Source organism: Clostridium sp. CM027, assembly GCF_024730565.1.
Taxonomy (GTDB): Bacteria; Bacillota; Clostridia; order Clostridiales; family Clostridiaceae; genus Clostridium_AD; species Clostridium_AD estertheticum_B.
The window spans coordinates 2,167,094-2,186,574 of record NZ_CP077725.1; the positions used below are offsets into that span (position 1 = coordinate 2,167,094).

General features: G+C 31.1%; 18 protein-coding genes, 1 pseudogene and 2 riboswitches. Of the genes and pseudogenes, 8 read left to right on the top strand and 11 right to left on the bottom strand.

What is annotated here, in order from left to right; all coding sequences use genetic code 11:
* Positions 1-16 precede the first annotated feature (16 nt).
* On the bottom strand, positions 17-2,017 hold the full coding sequence (locus KTC92_RS10310) for an FtsX-like permease family protein (protein ID WP_216302246.1): 2,001 nt from the start codon (positions 2,015-2,017) through the stop codon (positions 17-19).
* Positions 2,007-2,780 carry an ABC transporter ATP-binding protein gene (locus KTC92_RS10315; RefSeq protein WP_216302247.1) on the bottom strand — a complete coding sequence of 258 codons (774 nt, stop codon included), beginning with the start codon at positions 2,778-2,780 and terminating at the stop codon, positions 2,007-2,009. The genes KTC92_RS10310 and KTC92_RS10315 overlap by 11 nt, the downstream gene beginning before the upstream one ends.
* A gap of 328 nt (positions 2,781-3,108) precedes the next feature.
* Here KTC92_RS10315 and KTC92_RS10320 point away from each other — a divergent pair, with 328 nt between their 5' ends.
* Together KTC92_RS10320 and KTC92_RS10325 are read left to right on the top strand one after the other, a co-directional pair.
* Positions 3,109-3,771, top strand: a complete 663-nt coding sequence (locus KTC92_RS10320; protein WP_220286983.1) for a response regulator transcription factor — start codon at positions 3,109-3,111, stop codon at positions 3,769-3,771.
* Positions 3,768-4,778 carry a HAMP domain-containing sensor histidine kinase gene (locus KTC92_RS10325; RefSeq protein WP_220286982.1) on the top strand — a complete coding sequence of 337 codons (1,011 nt, stop codon included), beginning with the start codon at positions 3,768-3,770 and terminating at the stop codon, positions 4,776-4,778. The genes KTC92_RS10320 and KTC92_RS10325 overlap by 4 nt, the downstream gene beginning before the upstream one ends.
* Positions 4,779-4,917: 139 nt before the next feature.
* Here the strand turns inward: KTC92_RS10325 and KTC92_RS10330 are convergent, their stop codons facing one another.
* From KTC92_RS10330 to KTC92_RS10355, 6 genes are all read right to left on the bottom strand, one after another.
* The gene (locus tag KTC92_RS10330; protein WP_216302250.1) at positions 4,918-5,280 is read right to left on the bottom strand and encodes a YccF domain-containing protein; all 363 of its coding nucleotides are present in this window, start codon (positions 5,278-5,280) and stop codon (positions 4,918-4,920) included.
* A gap of 53 nt (positions 5,281-5,333) precedes the next feature.
* Entirely contained in the window at positions 5,334-6,749 is a 1,416-nt protein-coding gene (locus tag KTC92_RS10335; RefSeq protein WP_220286981.1) for a sensor histidine kinase KdpD, read from the bottom strand.
* A gap of 2 nt (positions 6,750-6,751) precedes the next feature.
* Positions 6,752-7,471: a response regulator transcription factor gene (locus tag KTC92_RS10340; protein WP_220286980.1), complete on the bottom strand. Its 720-nt coding sequence runs from the start codon at positions 7,469-7,471 to the stop codon at positions 6,752-6,754.
* Between the two features lie 135 nt (positions 7,472-7,606).
* The gene (locus KTC92_RS10345) at positions 7,607-8,374 is read right to left on the bottom strand and encodes a hypothetical protein (protein ID WP_220286979.1); all 768 of its coding nucleotides are present in this window, start codon (positions 8,372-8,374) and stop codon (positions 7,607-7,609) included.
* Positions 8,375-8,377: 3 nt separating this feature from the next.
* The gene (locus KTC92_RS10350) at positions 8,378-9,265 is read right to left on the bottom strand and encodes an ABC transporter ATP-binding protein (protein ID WP_220286978.1); all 888 of its coding nucleotides are present in this window, start codon (positions 9,263-9,265) and stop codon (positions 8,378-8,380) included.
* Between the two features lie 23 nt (positions 9,266-9,288).
* Complete coding sequence (locus KTC92_RS10355; protein ID WP_220286977.1) at positions 9,289-10,308, bottom strand: hypothetical protein; 1,020 nt, start codon at positions 10,306-10,308, stop codon at positions 9,289-9,291.
* A gap of 237 nt (positions 10,309-10,545) precedes the next feature.
* On the opposite strand from KTC92_RS10355, the pseudogene KTC92_RS10360 reads away from it, so the two are divergent.
* A pseudogene (locus tag KTC92_RS10360) lies at positions 10,546-10,791 on the top strand (nucleoside deaminase); the annotation flags it as partial.
* A gap of 155 nt (positions 10,792-10,946) precedes the next feature.
* The gene (locus tag KTC92_RS10365) at positions 10,947-11,444 is read left to right on the top strand and encodes a cupin domain-containing protein (RefSeq protein ID WP_216302257.1); all 498 of its coding nucleotides are present in this window, start codon (positions 10,947-10,949) and stop codon (positions 11,442-11,444) included.
* A gap of 183 nt (positions 11,445-11,627) precedes the next feature.
* On the opposite strand, the gene KTC92_RS10370 is transcribed toward KTC92_RS10365, so the two are convergent.
* On the bottom strand, positions 11,628-12,476 hold the full coding sequence (locus tag KTC92_RS10370; RefSeq protein ID WP_220286975.1) for an undecaprenyl-diphosphate phosphatase: 849 nt from the start codon (positions 12,474-12,476) through the stop codon (positions 11,628-11,630).
* A 203-nt stretch (positions 12,477-12,679) separates the two neighbouring features.
* Here KTC92_RS10370 and KTC92_RS10375 point away from each other — a divergent pair, with 203 nt between their 5' ends.
* The 4 genes from KTC92_RS10375 to KTC92_RS10390 all read left to right on the top strand — a co-directional run bounded on the left by KTC92_RS10375 (position 12,680) and on the right by KTC92_RS10390 (position 17,212).
* Positions 12,680-13,009 (top strand): PadR family transcriptional regulator, encoded by a 330-nt coding sequence (locus tag KTC92_RS10375; protein WP_165413575.1) that lies wholly within the window; start codon positions 12,680-12,682, stop codon positions 13,007-13,009.
* 1 nt (position 13,010) lies between these two features.
* Complete coding sequence (locus KTC92_RS10380) at positions 13,011-13,979, top strand: permease prefix domain 1-containing protein (RefSeq protein WP_220286974.1); 969 nt, start codon at positions 13,011-13,013, stop codon at positions 13,977-13,979.
* Between the two features lie 74 nt (positions 13,980-14,053).
* Positions 14,054-14,164, top strand: a riboswitch (SAM riboswitch).
* A gap of 133 nt (positions 14,165-14,297) precedes the next feature.
* A riboswitch (SAM riboswitch) is annotated at positions 14,298-14,409 on the top strand.
* 111 nt (positions 14,410-14,520) lie between these two features.
* Positions 14,521-15,807 (top strand): O-acetylhomoserine aminocarboxypropyltransferase/cysteine synthase family protein, encoded by a 1,287-nt coding sequence (locus KTC92_RS10385; RefSeq protein ID WP_220286973.1) that lies wholly within the window; start codon positions 14,521-14,523, stop codon positions 15,805-15,807.
* A 115-nt stretch (positions 15,808-15,922) separates the two neighbouring features.
* Positions 15,923-17,212 (top strand): homoserine dehydrogenase, encoded by a 1,290-nt coding sequence (locus KTC92_RS10390; protein WP_216302263.1) that lies wholly within the window; start codon positions 15,923-15,925, stop codon positions 17,210-17,212.
* Between the two features lie 125 nt (positions 17,213-17,337).
* Here the strand turns inward: KTC92_RS10390 and KTC92_RS10395 are convergent, their stop codons facing one another.
* On the bottom strand, positions 17,338-17,679 hold the full coding sequence (locus tag KTC92_RS10395) for a zinc ribbon domain-containing protein YjdM (RefSeq protein ID WP_165413571.1): 342 nt from the start codon (positions 17,677-17,679) through the stop codon (positions 17,338-17,340).
* A gap of 274 nt (positions 17,680-17,953) precedes the next feature.
* Positions 17,954-18,844, bottom strand: coding sequence for an alpha-amylase family glycosyl hydrolase (locus tag KTC92_RS10400; protein ID WP_258280582.1), 891 nt, complete (start codon positions 18,842-18,844; stop codon positions 17,954-17,956).
* Positions 18,845-19,481 lie beyond the last annotated feature (637 nt).

Below are 19,481 nucleotides of genomic sequence, written 5' to 3' on the forward strand. Positions count from 1 at the left end.
TCCTCACTATATTTCTTTATTTTATCTTTTGTTCAACAATGATTTGTTTTGCACTTTCGTAAGTTGCAATGAAGTACATGATATACAAAACGATAATAATTGCAAAACTTACCCCCATATTTAGCCCAATAGACATCTGAAAGAATGACTCCACTTCATTTAGTACGGATCTAGTAATAAACATAGATAATACCATTGACATAATGAGTGGCACAATAAAGTAAAATCCAATCTGTAGAAATAATGTGCTACGAATCATTTTTCCATCTGCCCCCATATTTGCTAATGTGTGATATCGTTCTTTATTATCTTGCGTTTCGGTTAATTGTTGCAGTGCGAGTACTGCCAAACAAATTATAATAAGCACAAGACCAAAATAACTACATATGAATGCGACAACCCCAAATGTTCCAAAATAGAAGTCCTGCAGAACATCTTTTGTGGTATAGGTAATGCTTCCACCTACTATTGAATCAGACCATGCTTTAATCATCTGTGCGTTCAATAATTCTTTGTTCGCGTCCGCCTTATAAAGACCGTTTAAAAAATATGTCTCTGGTATTAACTTTGAAACAATTTCATCAGGTACAATAATTGTTCCCGGATCATTTGCGCCTATAGGAGCAAATGCTATAATTGTCTTGTTAAGGGGTTCTGCCCTTTGTGGTGTTAATTCTTGACCGGCAACCTTAATCTTCCCATGATTCTTTAAAAAATGATCTACATAAGGTATTGTGTTCTTATAGGTTGCATTTATAAGATATTGATTTTTAGATAAGCTAATCCGTTTCTCATTTTGAAGAGTCATCTGTTTATTAAACTCTGTCTCTGACATGAAGTTAATTTTAGATTCTGGCATGTCCTTATCCGTAATGGATAATTTTACGACTTGCCCCTCAAATATATCTCCATAGGTATAATCCGTAACATATAGAATACTCTCACAATAATCCTTCAAATTTTCTTGCAAAATGACTCCATCTTTTTGGGATTTTTCTAGTGGAGTTACTTTATCCTTGCTTATAGGTAACAGAACGGTAACATCATAAGGAATAGATTTTTTCATCAGATTGTTAATTTGACCACTAATACTAAACCCTGAGCTAAGGACTACAAGCGAGCACAAAAGCAATCCACTAATAACTGTGATGACAAGATAATTTGTCTGAAGCTTGCTACCAATTTGTCTGAATAAGAATGTATTTAATCCATGAAAGTACATACGTTTATTTTTTTGAACAAATAAGATCATTACACTAGAAGCAGTATAATAAAACAATAGAATACCAACCCCAATAAGCACCATAACTTTGGGTAGAGTTGTTTTGCTAAGTCCAGTACTAAATAGTATGTATATACCTAAAATCATACAAAATACTGATGTAGCAAATAATAAAAATGAAATCCATTTATTATGAACTCTTAATTCTTGATTCTTTCTGTCTGCCGTTAATAAATCAATTAACTTTAATTTAAAAATCGAACGCGTGTTAACTATCATAACAACCCCAAAAATGATAGCAAAATTAATAATTGTTTCTTTTATAGCATTAACAGACAAAACCAACTGGAATGAAGATACATCTGTTGCAAATAAATTTAATGCTATTAGTGAAAGCCCTTGTGATAAAAGCAAACCTATACCTAATCCAACTATTAAGGAAAAAATACCAACCAAAACAATTTCCCCCACAAAAATAGATGAAATGCTCCACTTGTCCATACCGAGAGTCATATACATTCCCATTTCTTTTTTTCTTCTTTTCATAATAAACTGATTTGCGTATACTACAACAAAAGCAAGAATCACAGCAATAAATTTTGATAGAATTCCTATATATTGATTCATAGTATCGGTCATCATTTTCATTGCAGAAGATAATTTGCTTAATCCTGGCTGAGATGCTATTGAATTAAACGCATAAAACAAACTAACCGCCAGTGCCAATGTTAAAAAGTAGACCACATAGTCTTTAATACTCCTACGTACATTTTTAAAAACAAGTTTAAAAAACATTATCACTCTCACCTCCTAAAACAGAAACAACTTCCATGATGCTATTAAAGAAGGTTTTTCGATCATGACTGCCTTTATATAACTCATTGAATATTTTTCCATCCTTAATAAAAATGATTCTTTTACAAAAGCTTGCATTATACGCATCATGAGTTACCATAAGGATTGTGGCCTCTTGATTACGATTTAAATCTTCCAAACTTTTTAATAGCATTTTTGCAGATTTACTGTCAAGCGCTCCTGTTGGTTCATCTGCTAAAAGTAAAGATGGATGAGCCACCATAGCACGAGCTGCTGCCACTCTTTGTTGCTGTCCTCCAGACATTTCATAAGGATACTTATTAAGTACTTTCTCTATATTTAAAGCCAAAGCTACATTATCTATTTCTTGTTTAATTTTATTCACAGGACAATGATTAATAGACAATGCTAATGAGATGTTTTCGTATGCTGTCAATGTGTCCAATAAATTATAATCTTGAAATATAAATCCCAATTTTTCACGACGAAATTTGGAAAGCTTACTTCCACCTAAAAGAGTGATATCTTCTTCGTCTACATATACATGTCCTGATGTAATAGTATCAATGGTAGAAATACAGTTAAGTAATGTGCTTTTTCCGCTTCCACTAGAACCCATTATTCCCAAAAATTCACCCTTATTAACTTCAAAAGAAATGCCATTTAAGGCATGTGTAACTTTCCCTTTATTTCCATATACTTTTTCAATATCTTTAACTTTTAAAATCGTATTAATATTCATCGTTATCGCTCCTTTTCTCTCTCTTACACTACTTTATCATCTTTCTATTTTTCAAACTATCGATTAACCTTACCGTAGCATTACCATTTTGTAAGGTTAATCATCAATTGCATTGCTGTTAATCATCAATTGCATTGCTGTCAATCATCAACTGCGTTGCTGTAACCAGCACCGTAAGTGATGATTGGGCTATTCTATTCCTTGCCATTATAACGAATATTATGTACAATATACCATATAATTCATTATAATTGTCGTATGTGCAAGGTACTTCAATATAACATCATGGTATCGTTTATTATATTTATATCGAAGAGGAGACTGTAAAATGAAGATATTTATCATAGAGGATGATCCAACAATTTCTAGGGAGCTAAAGAGTTTCCTCTCTAAATATGGTTATGAGTGTTTTGATAGCAATGATTTTGAAAATATTATTGAAATTGTATTACATTCAAAATCTAATTTAATACTTTTGGATTTAAATTTACCTTATCAGGACGGGTTCCACGTATGCCGTGAAATACGCAAACAATCTCCTGTTCCTATCATCGTTGTCACCAGCAGAAACACACCAATAGACGAATTGCTAAGCTTAAACATTGGAGCTGATGATTTCATCACTAAACCTTATAATCTTCAAATATTACTAGCTCATATTCAGTCTGTGTTAAAAAGAACCACCGATAATCCTGAGAGTATCTTACTTAGCCATAAAGACCTAACCGTAGATGTTTTAAAAAGCAAAATGATCTATGATGGCGGGGAAGTAGACTTATCAAAAAATGAGTTAGGTATAATTCGATTGCTCATACTGAATAAGGGCAATATAATTTCAAGGGATGATCTTATGAATGAGCTATGGCAAAATGGGGATTATGTTGATGAAAATACCTTGAATGTCAACATTGCAAGGCTTAGACGGAAACTTAAGTCTTTTGGCTTAACCGATTATTTAATTACAAAACGCGGTCAAGGGTATCAGATATGAGTGTCATAAATTATCTTAAAGAAAAATCAATTCAAATTATTCTTGTTCTTTTATCCTATGTTATTAGCACTGGTATACTATATCTGTTTAATGTTAAAAGTTCTGTTATTATTTTCATTTGTGGTATATTGCTTTTCTGTTATATTTCTGGATTATGCTTTGACTATTACAGAATGAAGCATTTTTACAGCGAACTGCTTTTAATTTTTCAAAATCTTGATGAAAAGACATATATCACTGATATTGTTGAAGCACCGCATTTTTTTAGTGGTCAGGTTTTTTATCAGATTTTGAAAGACTCAACAAAGGTCATGAATGATAATATCGCAAGCTTTAAAATATCACAGCGAAACTATCACGATTATATTGAATTATGGGTGCATGAAATCAAAACACCTATTACGGCAATCAATTTGATTATAGCAAATAACAAATCACCTATATCGCATCAAATACAATCTGAAATTGATCGAATTGAAGGTTATGTTGAGCAAACACTTTACTATGCCAGAAGTAATACGCTTTATGAAGATTATCAGATAGAGACGACTCGTCTCTCATCCATAGTCAATAGCACAATAAAAAGCTGCTCAATGAGTATCATACGAATGAGTGGCAAAATACAAATGAAAGATTTGGAATTAGATGTAACAACTGACCCTAAATGGATTATATTTATTTTGAAACAACTCATTGATAATGCAATCAAGTATCGAAGTGATAAACTAATAATTTCATTTTATACGAGGCAAGTAGTATCAGGCACCATTCTGAATGTTCATGATAACGGCATAGGCATTCCCCCTGAGGATATACCTCGCGTTTTTGATAGGGGATTTACAGGACATCATGGTAGATCATATATGAAATCCACGGGAATGGGACTTTATCTATGTAAAATATTATGCAAAAAATTAGGATTAGATATAACCGTTCAGTTTTCTGAACCTTCTGGAACTACAATGATGATTTTCTTTCCTAATAAGCTGAAAATATTTGACGAGTAGTAACCTTTAGGGGTTCTTCCTCAAAGTATCCTGAGGCCACTGTAGATGTGAAATAAAATACAACTAAAAAATAGATAGAGCATCATAGAATACTATGTGCCTACCTATTTTCTATAAATAATATTGAGCTAATTTATATCTAATGTATTTTCGCTCCAAAAGGTATGAGCCCAAGTTGAGCAAATTTAAAATGCTGAAGTCCGAATGGTATTCCTACAATTGTTATACAAAATATTACACCCGTAACGAGATGCGCTATGGCAAGTTCCCATCCTAAAAAAATAATCCAGATAACATTAAAAATCAATCCTCCAACACCAAAATTACCAAGCTCTATTTCTTTTTCAAAAGGCCACAATACAAATATTGAAATCTTAAAACATTGAATACCAAACGGTATTCCAATAATTGTAACGCATAAAATTAGACCTGATAAAAACCATGCAATAGCTGAAATGATTCCACCAAATAATAACCAAATAATATTACCTATAAAATTCATTATCCATCTCCATTCTTATTATATTCATAAAAATCTTTAAATCGAATACTTATTTATAAATTGATTTCTATTTCTGTACCACGTCCGAGCTCACTTAGCACCCTAATTTCTCCATCATGTGCTTTTACTATGTCCCTCGCAATAGCCATTCCAAGTCCCGAACCTTCATGTCCTTTTCCGGTATTTGCACCTCTGTAATATCTTTCAAATATAAGGTTTAGTTCTTCCGGCCTTATTCCTTTTCCGTTATCACTTATAACAATTTTTATGTTATCATTCTTCTCAACCAATACTTTTATTTTTACGCCCTCTTTATTATGAACTATTGCATTATATACCAAGTTTTTTATAGTCCTCATTATCAGAATATCATCCACAAAAGCTTCTATAACTTCATTATCACAAATAAAATCAATATCTACATTAGCATTCTTAGGATCGTTTAGTAAATCAATTACAGCATTTCGTGCCAAGCTAACCATATTTACTTTTTTCTTGTTTAACTTCAATACTTTATTTTTCAATCTTGTTGTTAAATTTAAATCATCTACAAGCTCTTTTATATAATTAGACTTACTTTCTATTATTTTTGAATACTGATTTATCTCTTCTTTTGATAAATCATAATCATCACTACTTAAAATTTCGGCATATCCTTTTATAGATACTAGCGGCGTCTTAATATCATGTGACATATTTGAAATCCATTCTTCTCTCATTTGATCAAGTTTTTTTCTTTCTATTTCATTACTTCTAAGAGTTGATGACAGATTGTTTAAGTTCCTATAGACCCCAGTGTATATTCCCTTTTGAGGCAATTTTAAATCATATTTTCCATCCGCTAATATTAGAACTCCATTTATTATGTTACTAACAGGTCTAGTTAGTTTTCTTGAGAATAAATATGCAAAAAATAATGCAATTAATGCATCTAATATTAAAATGCTGTAAATATATTTACCTATAATTGCTACAAAATTATTATTCTTAATAGTGATTACTTGTCTTTGAATCTTATCCCGCGGAAATCCTATTATATAACTGTATTTACCTCCTTCTATTTGTTTTTCACCCATGAAAATAGTTGCTAATGTTTTTTCATCTGCATATTTGTATTGATTAATCAATTCAAAAGGAGTATAACTTTTTTTTATACTATTTGGCTTTTTATAACTATATATTTCACTACTTTGCTCATCTAATATCTGTATCCATATATTGTTATTATCCAAGCTAGATTTTCCATCATTATCTATATATACAGTTTCTTTATTCCCTACAATATATTCACTAAAATTTCTAGTGTAATCCTCTACCCCTAAACTTTCTAATTTCCCCTTTATTAAAGTGCTTTTTGTCTCATTGTTATAAATTATAAAAGAAAAGATTGCAATAATATTTATAATCATTACAATAATAACTACAGAAACCACAGTTCCCATGAATCTTGCCATTAATTTCCATTTCATATCTATTCATCCTTTACAACAAATTTGTACCCAAGACCCTTAATATTAACTATATATTTTGGCATTGAAGGATTATCCTCTATTTTTTCTCTGAGTCTCCTTATGTGAACCATAATTGTATTGTCAAACCCTATATAATCTTCTCCCCAAACCCCACTACAAATTTTTTCCTTGCTAAGAATTTGGTTCGGATTTTTTGCAAAGTATGCTACCATCTTAAATTCTTTTGGTTTTAACTCTATTAATTCCCCATTTTTTTTAAGCTCTATCTTTTCCTCATTTAATTCAAAGGGTCCAAAAACTATGATTTTGCACTTCTGCGCAGGCTCTTCACCAATGTAATTATTTCTTCTTAGATGAGCCTTCACCCTATATGCGACCTCTTTTGGACTAAATGGCTTTGTAATATAGTCATCAGCCCCTAAAGCAAATCCTAAAATCCTATCTAGCTCTTCTGTTTTAGCCGACATAAACAAAATTGGTGTTCTAGAAGTGCCTCTTATTTCTTTGCATACTTCATAACCATCTTTATCAGGCATCATTATATCCAAAAGAATAATATCTGGGTTTATTCGTATTACTGCATCTAATGCTTCTTTTGCCGCTGCTGCAGTGTATATATTTTCAAAACCTTCTTTTCTAAGCACAGTAGATAAAAGTCTTAATATATCCTCTTCATCATCAACTATTAATATTTTACTTTTATTAATTGAATTGTTCATAATTACCACCTCTTAAATTACCACCTAAATGTTCCATATTAAATATTTCAGAAGACTAAATAATTAATAATTGTTTAGTCTTCTGAAATTTTGTGTTACTTATATAATAACATAGAAACTATCTTGTCATATTTTTTATTCCTTTATAAATGATTTGTAAGTAAGCTTTGGTAAAAGTATAAAGCCTGCAATAACTATTACTATTTGAATCATAATTAATGAGATTGGAACTTGATATCTTATTAATTCCATAGACATCATTCCCCAAAGTGGAGTTACCCCAAAATATTTTGCGTACACCCCTTGCGATAATAAACCACTTAGTATATATGGCACCCCCATAAGCAATCCCCCAAAAACAAAAGGTATAGAAGCTGATTTACTTATTGCTGATAAATATAATCCTAATTGTGAGAAAAAGAACGAACCTATTATAACTGTTATTATAAGTATAATCATCATTTGCAATACAGTTATGTTTGAGCCACTATTTCCAAAATACCAAAGTTTTTTTAATGGTAAATCTAGCCCTTTAAAATTAGATTTTATTAATCCATCTATACATACTGTAAGTACTATTGATAGATTACCTATTGATGTTGCTATTCCGGCCCCAATGGATTTTGCCATTACAACCTTTTTCTTTCCATTTTGGGTTGTATTTATAAGTTCATTCATATTAGAACTATATTCAAGGGTATATACAGCTGAAATTATCATAAAGGTTATTAGTCCTATTAATGGCACAATCCCAGAAATTTTACTAAATACATCTGCCCAAACCTCTACGCTTTCACCTGGCCTAATTAAAATTTTACTAAATAAAAGCAAAACAATCCAAGTTATTATAATGCTAGGTTTTAATAACATTTTTCTTATTTCTGATTTGATAAGAATTCCCATAAGTTACACCTCCCTAGTATTTTCTAAATCAAAGTAAAACATATACACATCCTCGAAACTTGGCTCTATGCTTTGCGCTGATACATATAAAGGCATTTTATCGCTTACTACTCTTAGCTGCGTAGAATCTGCCCCCCTTTGCATGTTGACCACTTTATAATCTCTTTGTATATCCATAATTTCATTTTCTTTATTCGTTGTAATCTTGTATACTTTTCCAGTCATGCCCGATAATATATCTTTATGATTTCCTTTTATTATAACGCTACCGTTTTTAATCATTATGGTTTCTCTTGCTACTGCTTCTATATCTGAAATAATATGAGTTGAAAGTATTATTATTTTGTCCTTTGATATTTCAGCTATAAGATTTCTAAATCTTGCTCTTTCTTGTGGATCCAGGCCTGCTGTTGGTTCATCTAATACAACTACTTTAGGATCATTTAATAATACTTGTGCAATTCCAACTCTTCGTTTCATCCCACCTGAAAATTTACCAACTGCCTTGTTTCTAACCTCATATAAGCCAACAAGGTTTAGTAGTTCATCAATTTTTTCAGATGCACTATTTTTGTCTATTCCTTTTAATGCAGCCACGTATTTCAAAAATTGCTTTGCTGTAAAATTTTTATATGCACCAAATTCTTGTGGCAGATATCCAATAATATTTCTATACTCATCCTCTTTATCGTAAATACTTTTCCCATTATAAATAATTTCTCCACTAGTAGGTTTTGTTAATGTTACTATTTGTTTCATTAGTGTAGTTTTACCCGCTCCATTTGGTCCGAGTAGTCCATATACACCATTTTCTAAAGTAAGTGTTATATTATTATTTGCATTCTTTTTTCCAAAGGTTTTTGTTAATTTTTTTATTTCAAGCTTGTTCATAATTATTCCTCCTCTAATTTTAATTATCTTACTAATACTTTTTTAAATGATATTATGCTTAATGTAATTGCTGCCAGTATAGTCACTTCAAGTATTCCAATACAAAGATTTATCAAATCAAAATTCATACCAAAGAATTTTATATTTCCCCAATATGATCCAGCAAACATTTGAAAATAGACTATTAAATCTATAAAATTAACCTTGCTTAATACCATTTGAACATTACTTGGAATTACTCTTACTATAGTTAACAGTTTTGGAGTAATAACAATAATTAAAAACGCACTTGTTGATGCTATTGAACTTTTTGTTATAAATGAACATAAACATGCAATTACACCTAAAGTAACTAGTATTAATATCATTATGATTATCTTATATATTATAAATTGAATTATGGTATATGCATCCCGTGCTAGAATAGGATTATCTATTATTCTTATTGCTTGTAGTTTCCCATTGGTAGGCATGCCATATTGAATTGCTGTCACTATGAATTGAATTGCTAGATACCCTCCATATAAAACTGTTGGTATTAATATTCCAAGTCCTAATTTTGAATATAAAGCTCTATTTTTATTTTTTGATGTAAGAATCAAATTTTCTACTGTAGAAACAATTTCATCCGTATATGTATTACAGCAAACTATAATTAGAATTACCACCATACAGAATGCCATAAACGTATTGGTCGCTCTATAATCGAATACCTTCCAAAAACTAACTTCTTTATACATGGCGCCTTCCATACTTTTTAGCTTTTTGGTGGATATTTCTTTAATACCTTTACTAAATTCATCCTTCTGCTGGTTATTTGCGGCTTCCTTTATTGTTCCTACTTTTGCATCCAATTTTTCTTGTGCAATTACCTCTGCCTTCCTTGTATCTTTAATTAAATCATATTGCTGATTTCTATGTGATTTCTGTGTTTCCATCTCTGGTTTTATAAAAGCCATTACTCCGCAAAGTAAAATAAATATCGCCGCTACAATTATTCCAGTTTTTAATTTTAATATTTTTTTAAGTTCCCAATATATCATATTGTGCCTCCTTGTATTCCTCTTCAGTAATTATTTTTTTCGGTAAGATTATAATTATGAAGTGAATCTTGCTATAGGTACATTATATAAGGTTAATCTTATCTCTTGATAACATTAACCTTAAATAAACCTTACAAATGTTTTATATTTTAAAAATAAGATAGAAAAAGGATTTTATTTAACTAGCTAAAAATATTTTGCAAATAAACAAAAGACTTTTTATAGAATTGTACTTTATATACAACTGCCGAGCCATGTGTAATGTGTTCTGGTGCAATATATTGGGGTAATGTGGGGGAAGTAGTATATGATATAAGCGAGAAAAGATTACTAGAGCTTACTGGTAATAATGATATAAATCCAACCTTTGATTTATCTTGCAGATATGTCTTTGCAAAAGGACAAAAGAATATTAATGTTGAAGGCCCTTTTGAAGAAATTGAGCAAGATGTCGTAAATGTTCATGATGGTTTTTGGGATTAATTGAGTAAACAAATACAAAAACTGTATTGGAATTTTCTAATACAGTTTTTGTATTGACGCTGCTATAGTTATAATCTAAATGAAACTACCCTTGTCACTACTGATCTATTTGATTATAATTAAGTGTAATCATTTTTTTACAAAGGAGATAAATTATGCACTCATCACAATACTTTATTGACACATTAAATATGGAACCTCATCCTGAAGGTGGTTTCTACAAAAGCAGCTTTGACTCTTGTGAAAATATTAGCTCCAATGATTTAAAAACTAGCTTTGAAGGTGAAAGAATACTTTGGACTAGTATTTATTTTTTATTAAGAGATGGAGAAATTTCAAGTTTCCATAGATTGAAATCAGATGAAATGTGGTACTATCATGCAGGTTCCCCTCTTACAATATATATGATAAGTCCAGAGGGAGAACTTACTACTAAGCAACTAGGTCTTAATATAAAAAATGGAGAAACCCCACAATTCCTAGTACCTAAGAATTATATCTTTGGTTCTGCTATGAATAGTTCAGGTTACTCTCTTGTTGGCTGTATGGTATCCCCCGGCTTTGACTTTAAAGATTTTGAAATATTAAAAAGAGATGTTCTTTTAAACAAGTACTCTCAACATAAGGATATAATAATTAAGCTCACAAAATAACTATCGCTTTATAATTAGAGACCCTACTAGAATCATTGATTCTAGTAGGGTCTCACTATTTTAATACTGTTTATTTATATTCTAAACATTTACTACCGTCTTCATATCACTTAATACATATGTATTTTTTTCCCTTTGCCGTTTCATAAAGAAAGAATGCCACTTGCTATTTACTCTCTATGATTATATTAAAACAATAACCTTAGTTAATACTAATATTCCAAGTAAAATACCTACTACTATTCTATATATTGCAAAGAGTTTCATTGGCTTCTTTTTCAAATAATCCACAAATTTTTTCATAACTATCAAAGATACTATGAAGGCTACAACAAATCCTACTATTAATGAAATCCATAATGTTTTCGTCATTACAGAATAATCAAATTCAAATAAATCTTTTCCTGTTGCCCCTATCATAGCTGGAATCGCTATGAAAAATGAAAATTCTGCTGCTATTGGTGTTGATAATCCTGCAATCCATCCGCCCATAATTGTAGAAGCACTTCTTGACATTCCTGGCCACATTGCAAGCAGTTGTAATAAACCGATCTTAAATGATTGTATAGGCGTTATGCTATCTATATTTTCTACTTTATGATCCCTGTTTCTAACTCTCTTCTCGATTATTAGTAACAATAATCCACCAACTATGAATCCTACTATAACAGCCTCTGGTGTAAACAATAGTTTTATTTTATCGTATAATACTACTCCTGCAATTCCCATTGGAATAGATGCCGTAATAACATTTATCCCAAATCTGAATCCTTTCTTTCCCTCTTTTCCTTTAGTAAATATAAACTTAAAAAATTCTATTATACTTTCGCTAATCTTCTCCCAATACAAAACAACCACTGCCATTATTGCTCCAAGTTGGATTACAACTTGAAACATCTTTACAAACTCTCCCTCAAACCCAATTGCCCATCCAATCAATATCATATGTCCTGTAGACGATACTGGGATAAATTCAGTTACCCCTTCTACTATTGCTATTATAATTGCTTTTAATAAAAATATTATGTCCATAACTCACCATTCCTTCCAATCTAATTATTACTGTATATAGTTTATCATAATAATCTATAAGGTACCATCTTCAAAACTTACTGTAATATGACATCTATGCAAGTTTTAAAAAATGCTTTACCTGTCGTAGTAATTGTGTTATTCTTAAATTACTACGACAGACAAGGTACTACAGATGCAGTAAAATTAAAGGAGGATATAATTTGATAAGCAGCGATGTAATTCGAGGATATAATGATACGATTATTCTTTTTATGCTTCAAGATGGCGAATCCTACGGGTATGAAATATCAAAAAACATCAGAAAATTATCAGAGGAGAAGTATGTTATGAAAGAGACCACACTCTATTCAGCATTCAACCGTCTTGAGAAGAATGGATATATCGAATCTTTCTATAAAGACGAAACCTTTGGTAAAAGACGCACATATTATAAAATCACCCCCGTAGGTTTAACCTACTATAAAGAAAAATGTGAAGAATGGAGCTTAACAAAAGAAGTTATTAATAAATTTATTAAGGAGAGGGATTAAAATGGAAACTATAAAAAATTATTTAGATAATATGTTTAAAGTCCTACCAAGAACAAATCAGACGGTCAAATTAAAAAACGATTTATTATGGAATATGGAAGAAAAATATAACGAGAATAAGAATGATGGAAAATCAGAAAATGAGGCCATTGGTATTGTAATTTCAGAATTTGGCAATATTGACGAATTAATTGATGAACTCGGCATCGAACATATGAAAGATGATGTTAAACTTAAAACCATTACACAGGAAGATGCAGATAATTTTATGGCTGAAAAAAAGAGATCTGGCTTATTGTTGGGTATTGGTGTTTCTTTATGTATTGTAGCAACGGCTATATTAATATTAATTACCACTCTCGTAGATAATGGCATTCTCGGTAAAGGTATTTCAAAAAATTTCAGCGATATGTTTGGTATTATTCCACTATTTATTCTACTTGTACCTGCTATAGCTTTATTCATTTATTCCGGTATAAAGCTAGAAAAATACAAGTATCTACAAAGCGGTTTTGATTTGCCTCCTCATGTAAAAGTAATTGTAAATCAAAAAAATAATGCTTTTGCATCAACCCATATGATATCTGTAATAACAGGTGTGTGCATATGTGTCATATCACCAGTTGCACTTTTTGTATCATCTGCTTTTGGCGACAATGCATCTAGCTACGGAGTAGTTGTTTTACTTGTGATGATTGCTATTGCCGTTTTCCTCTTTATATATTTTGGAAATATTAAGCAGAGTTTTAGTATTCTTTTACAGATTGGTGACTTTTCAAAAGAAAAAACTGAAGATAATAAACTTATTGGTGCAGTTGCTGCTATCGTATGGCCATTAGCAATCTGTATCTTCCTTGTCAGTGGATTAGTTTTTAATCTATGGCACATTAATTGGATTATATTCCCTATCGTTGGCATTTTATTTGGTATGTTCAGTGCAGCATATAGTATTATAAAAGGGCATAATTAAAATAATTTTATCTTTTAAAAAAGTATTGACAATTGTTTTTATGAGTAATATACTAAATACTAATAACTGAATACAACTTATCCAGAGTGGCAGAGGAACTGGTCCGATGAAGCCCGACAACCAGCATTCTTATTCGAATGTAGTGGTGTCAATTCCTGCAGATTGTAAAATCTGAAAGATAAGGATGTTAGCAAATTTTATGATACAATTTTATTGTTTATTAAAGTTAACTATTGCTACTTTCCTTATAGGAAAGTAGCTTTTTTTCTTCCCCAAAAATCTAAATAAATAATGTACTAAATACTAACAACTAAATATAACTTATCCAGAGCGGCAGAGGGACTGGCCCGATGATGCCCGACAACCAGCATTTTTAAAAGAAGTGCAATGGTGTCAATTCCATCAGATTGTAAAATCTGAAAGATAAGGACGATAGCAAATTTTATGATACAATTTTATTGTTTAATAAAATTAATCATGCTGCTTTCCTTATAGGAGAGCAGCTTTTTTTTGAAAAATAATTATAAAAGGAGAAATTAATATGAGTGAGCGAAAATTAAGTTTTGAAACATTACAGGTACATGCAGGGCAGGTTCCAGACCCTACTACAGGCTCGAGAGCAGTCCCAATTTATCAAACATCATCTTTTGTTTTTAAAAATGCAGATCATGCAGCAAATTTATTTCAATTAAAAGAAGAAGGAAATATATATTCAAGAATAATGAACCCAACTACAGACGTTTTTGAAAAAAGAGTAGCCGCTCTCGAAGGCGGAGTAGCAGGACTTGCTACAGCTTCAGGAATAGCTGCAACATTCTATGCAATACTTAATGTAGCAAATTCAGGCGATGAAATAGTAGCTGCAAGCACTCTATATGGTGGTACTTATGAACTATTTAATGTTACTCTTAGAAAACTTGGAATTAACGTAACATTTGTTGATCCAGATGATCCTGAAAATTTTAGAAAAGCTATCTCGAATAAAACAAAAGCACTTTATGCTGAAACAATGGGAAACCCAAAAATAAATGTTCTAGATATAGAGGCAGTAGCGGATATTGCTCATGAAAATAAAATACCCCTTATTATTGACAATACCTTTGCAACTCCCTTCCTTTGCCGTCCAATTGAGTATGGTGCAGATGTAATTATTCATTCAGCAACAAAGTTCATTGGAGGACATGGAACTACTATTGGTGGAATTATAGTTGATGCTGGTAAATTTGATTGGGCCGCTAGCGGTAAATTCCCTGATTTTACAACTCCGGATAAAAGCTATAATGGAATAGTATATGCTAATTTAGGTGCTCCAGCATTTGCTTTAAAAGCTAGAGTTCAACTTTTAAGAAACACCGGTGCGACGCTTAGCCCTCAAAGTGCATTTTTATTTCTTCAAGGTTTGGAATCATTATCGTTAAGAGTTGAGAGACATGTAACAAACGCTAGGAAAGTTGTTGAATTTTTGAGTAAGCATCCAAATGTTTCATGGGTAAATTATCCTGAACTTGAGGGGAGCAGATACAAAGATTTAGCTAAAAAATACCTACCAAAAGGAGCAGGATCAATATTCACTTTTGGAATAAAAGGTGGCCTTGAAGCTGGAAAAAAATTTATTAATAATGTAGAATTATTTTCGCTGCTTGCAAATGTTGCAGATGCAAAATCTCTAGTAATTCACCCCTCAAGTACAACTCATGCAGAGCTTAATGCAGAGGAGCAAAAATCTGCTGGAGTTACTTCAGATTTGATAAGACTTTCAATTGGCGTTGAGGGTATCGACGACATTATATACGATTTGACGCAAGCTCTAGAAAAATCAGTTCAATAAAAAGTCAATAATTCTTTGGCAGCTGGTTTCAAAATAAGGTCTTGTTCCTAACTATATTCCTCCATCACCTTAGATGACGGAGGAATAACTTTAAAGTTTAGAAAGGAAAACTATTATGAAAAAGGTAAAAATAGCGATTTTAGGTTTTGGAAATGTTGGGACGGGTGTATGGAAAATACTTCACGAAAATAGAAAAGAAATAATGAAACGTTCAAATTATGAAATAGAAGTTGCTAAAATACTTGTAAAAGATATAAATAAAAAAAGAGATATCAAAGCACCTAATGGCCTATTAACAGATAACATTGATGATATTATAAATGATGAAAGTATAAAAATTGTGGTTGAACTTATTGGTGGATGCGATAAATCTAAAGAGTATATGATACGCGCAATGAAATCTAAAAAACATATTGTAACTGCTAATAAATTAGTTATCGCGAACTGGGGCGAAGAGTTATTTAAAACAGCGGAGAAAGAAAACGTATTGTTTTATTATGAAGCAAGTGTGGCTGGTGGAATTCCAATAATACGCGAGATTAATGAGAGCCTTACAGCCAATAGGATTGAGCAGATAATTGGAATTATAAATGGAACAACTAATTACATATTAAGCAAAATGACAATGGATGGGATTAGCTTTGATGAAGCACTAAAGGAGGCGCAAGAAAAGGGTTATGCTGAAGCAGACCCAACCTCTGATGTTGATGGCTTTGACGCTGTATATAAGCTTGCAATAATGTCTTCTCTAGCATTTGGAACTAAGGTAGATCATGATTGTATTTATAGAGAAGGAATAAGAAGTATTAGTGACATAGATATAGAATATGCTAAAAAACTTGGTTATTCAATAAAACTTTTAGCAATAGCTAAAGAAGTAAATAACAAATTAGAGCTAAGAGTACATCCAACCCTAATACCTTCGAGCCACCCAATGGCAAATGTAGCCGATGCATTTAATGCTATTATGATAAAAGGAAATGCAGTTGGAGAGTTAATGCTATATGGAAAAGGCGCTGGAGCTTTTCCAACTGGAAGTGCAGTTGTAGGTGATATAATATCCATATTAAGGAATAATGTAAATCCTTATGACTTATTAGACCTAAGTGACAAGACTGATTTTAAAGAAGTGAAAAAATCAGAAGAAAATGAATCAGAATTCTATATTAGACTTAATGTTAAAGATACAGTAGAAGTTTTAGGAGATACAGCGAAAATATTTGGGAAAAACAATGTCAGCATTATGTCCGTTACTGGAGATGTAAGGCACGATGATCATGGACCACTAGGATTTATTACACATAAAAGTTCAGAAAAAAACATAAGAATTTCATTAGAAAAAATAAAAGAACTAGAAAACGTCAACAAAATAGAAAGTATAATAAGGATGGAATCATTTTATTAAACTTATTCTCCTTTTAGTATTTATATATAAAAACACCCCATCAGATGAATTTTACAACTTTTTTAGTTATAATCATTCAATGGGGTGAAGTTCACTATTTCGGTTCTATTACATTAAACCATGATTTATACTTTTTTAACAAATTCAGATTTTAATTCCATAGCTCCAAACCCATCAATTTTGCAATCAATATTATGATCTCCATCAACCAACCGTATATTTTTTACTTTTGTACCTTTTTTTATGGCTAATGGACTTCCTTTTACTTTAAGGTCTTTGATTATTGTTACAGAATCACCATCGTTTAATACATTTCCATTTGCATCTTTGATAATCCTTTTCTCTTCACTACTTTCTGTTTCTAATTCTAAAGTCCATTCATGAGCACATTCAGGGCAAACAAAAATACTTCTATCTTCGTAAGTGTATTCTGAATTACATTTTGGGCAATTTGGCAAATCAGCCATAATTTCATTTCCTCCATTCGTTATTGTTAACTCTAATATATAAGAATTATTGTCAATTTTCTTTTTACAACTTCATAAGAATAGAAATTACAAAGTTAAAATTCACAAAAAAAAATATAGGGAGTTCCTTATATGCTTATATACTATCATAGTCTCCTCATATTGACAAACCTTCCTCCGCCCTCTCCTTAAAGTCCCTTTTTTCTATTAATCATTTTTTACATACAAGTTTTTTAAAAGCAAGTCTAATTTCAAAAATAACCATAGCAGTCATTTATCTTGCCAAATTAATATTTTTAATATTTTCCATTTTCCATAAATCTGAATATGCCCTAATATAAAATAATACATTACTTTCTTTATGATTTTTTAATAGTAAACCCCATTTTGATGTTATCACATTATCATCCATGCTTTTAGTAAATCCCCAGCTTTCCTCGGTGTCATGGGACATTACATAAATAACCATCTTGCTCTGGTCAGTTGCATCACCATCAGTTAACACATTGATAAAAGGTGTATACTTGTTTAATAGTTCTTTACTGGATTCAATACATTCAGCATAGTTGAACATATCTTTAAATTCACCAAATACCCTTGTCCAAAAGTAACTTCCTTCACTTTCTAATGCAAAATGCTTACCCATGTCGATTCTGAACCCACCCACTCCACAATTCTTTAGTTCTTTTAAAAAATTTATATAAATTTTTTGTAATTCTACATCATTGTAATTGAGCATTGGTAATCCAAAAGCACCGTTAACTATTGCATTTCTATTGCCATAATCTACTGTATTTTTTGCGTTAGTCCAAAATTTAGGGTTATTTCGTAGGTTTTGATCTACGGTTTGACTTGGTATTAGCTTTCCACTCTCATCACCCGCTAAATGTCGTAACACTACGTCAACGATGATTTTAATTCCTATTTTATTAGCTTTATAACATAATTCTGTTAAATCTTCCTTTGTTCCACTTCTATTACCTATTTTAAATGATAGCGGTTGATAGTATGTCCACCATTCATCTCCTTTTTTGCAAGGTTGCACGGGAGTAACCTGTATGGATGTATAGCCACACTCTTTTACTTTATCTAAAATTCTAGTTATATCTGAGATTTTCCATTGAAAACAGTGCAATATTATTTCTCTCATATTATGTCCTTTCATTAATCATTTATTTTATAATGTATTTAAACATTTACTTACTTCCAACCATTTAACCCATTTTCAGCTTAAATCATCACCTTCGTAATTATCATCTCGATCAAGCTGCAACATTAATTAAATTATTACTATTACAATCAGATAATTTTTACAGGAAATAAATTCAACATAATGTAGTTCCTATAGATAATGATGTACTTAATTAACATTAAATATACATAGAATAATTTTTCAAAAAATATCCCCTTCTGATAAGGAATACGATATTTTAAGACTTGAATAGCCTAGCCATTAACAAATTCCCTTTAGCGATAGTTTATACAGACAATTTTTTAGAAATACAAATAGTGTTACTGTTATACAATTTAGGTGGAATGAAGTTTCGAGAGAAGATTTCTTCGACTTATGGAAATGCTTTTTAAAAACTGATAATATGTACCTTTTATTTGTTAAATTTAAAGCCACTGGCAGATTTGTATATAAGACTTTATCTGAGAGAAATATTAAAAAATTAGTTGAGTACGTTGACAATAGCCCTGGGGAAGATAAGACTAAAAACCTTAATACCCGAAATTAAACCATAAGAGGACCCTCACTAATTAGGAGGCCGCTGAAAAAAGCACTCTTTATTTAGTAGAGT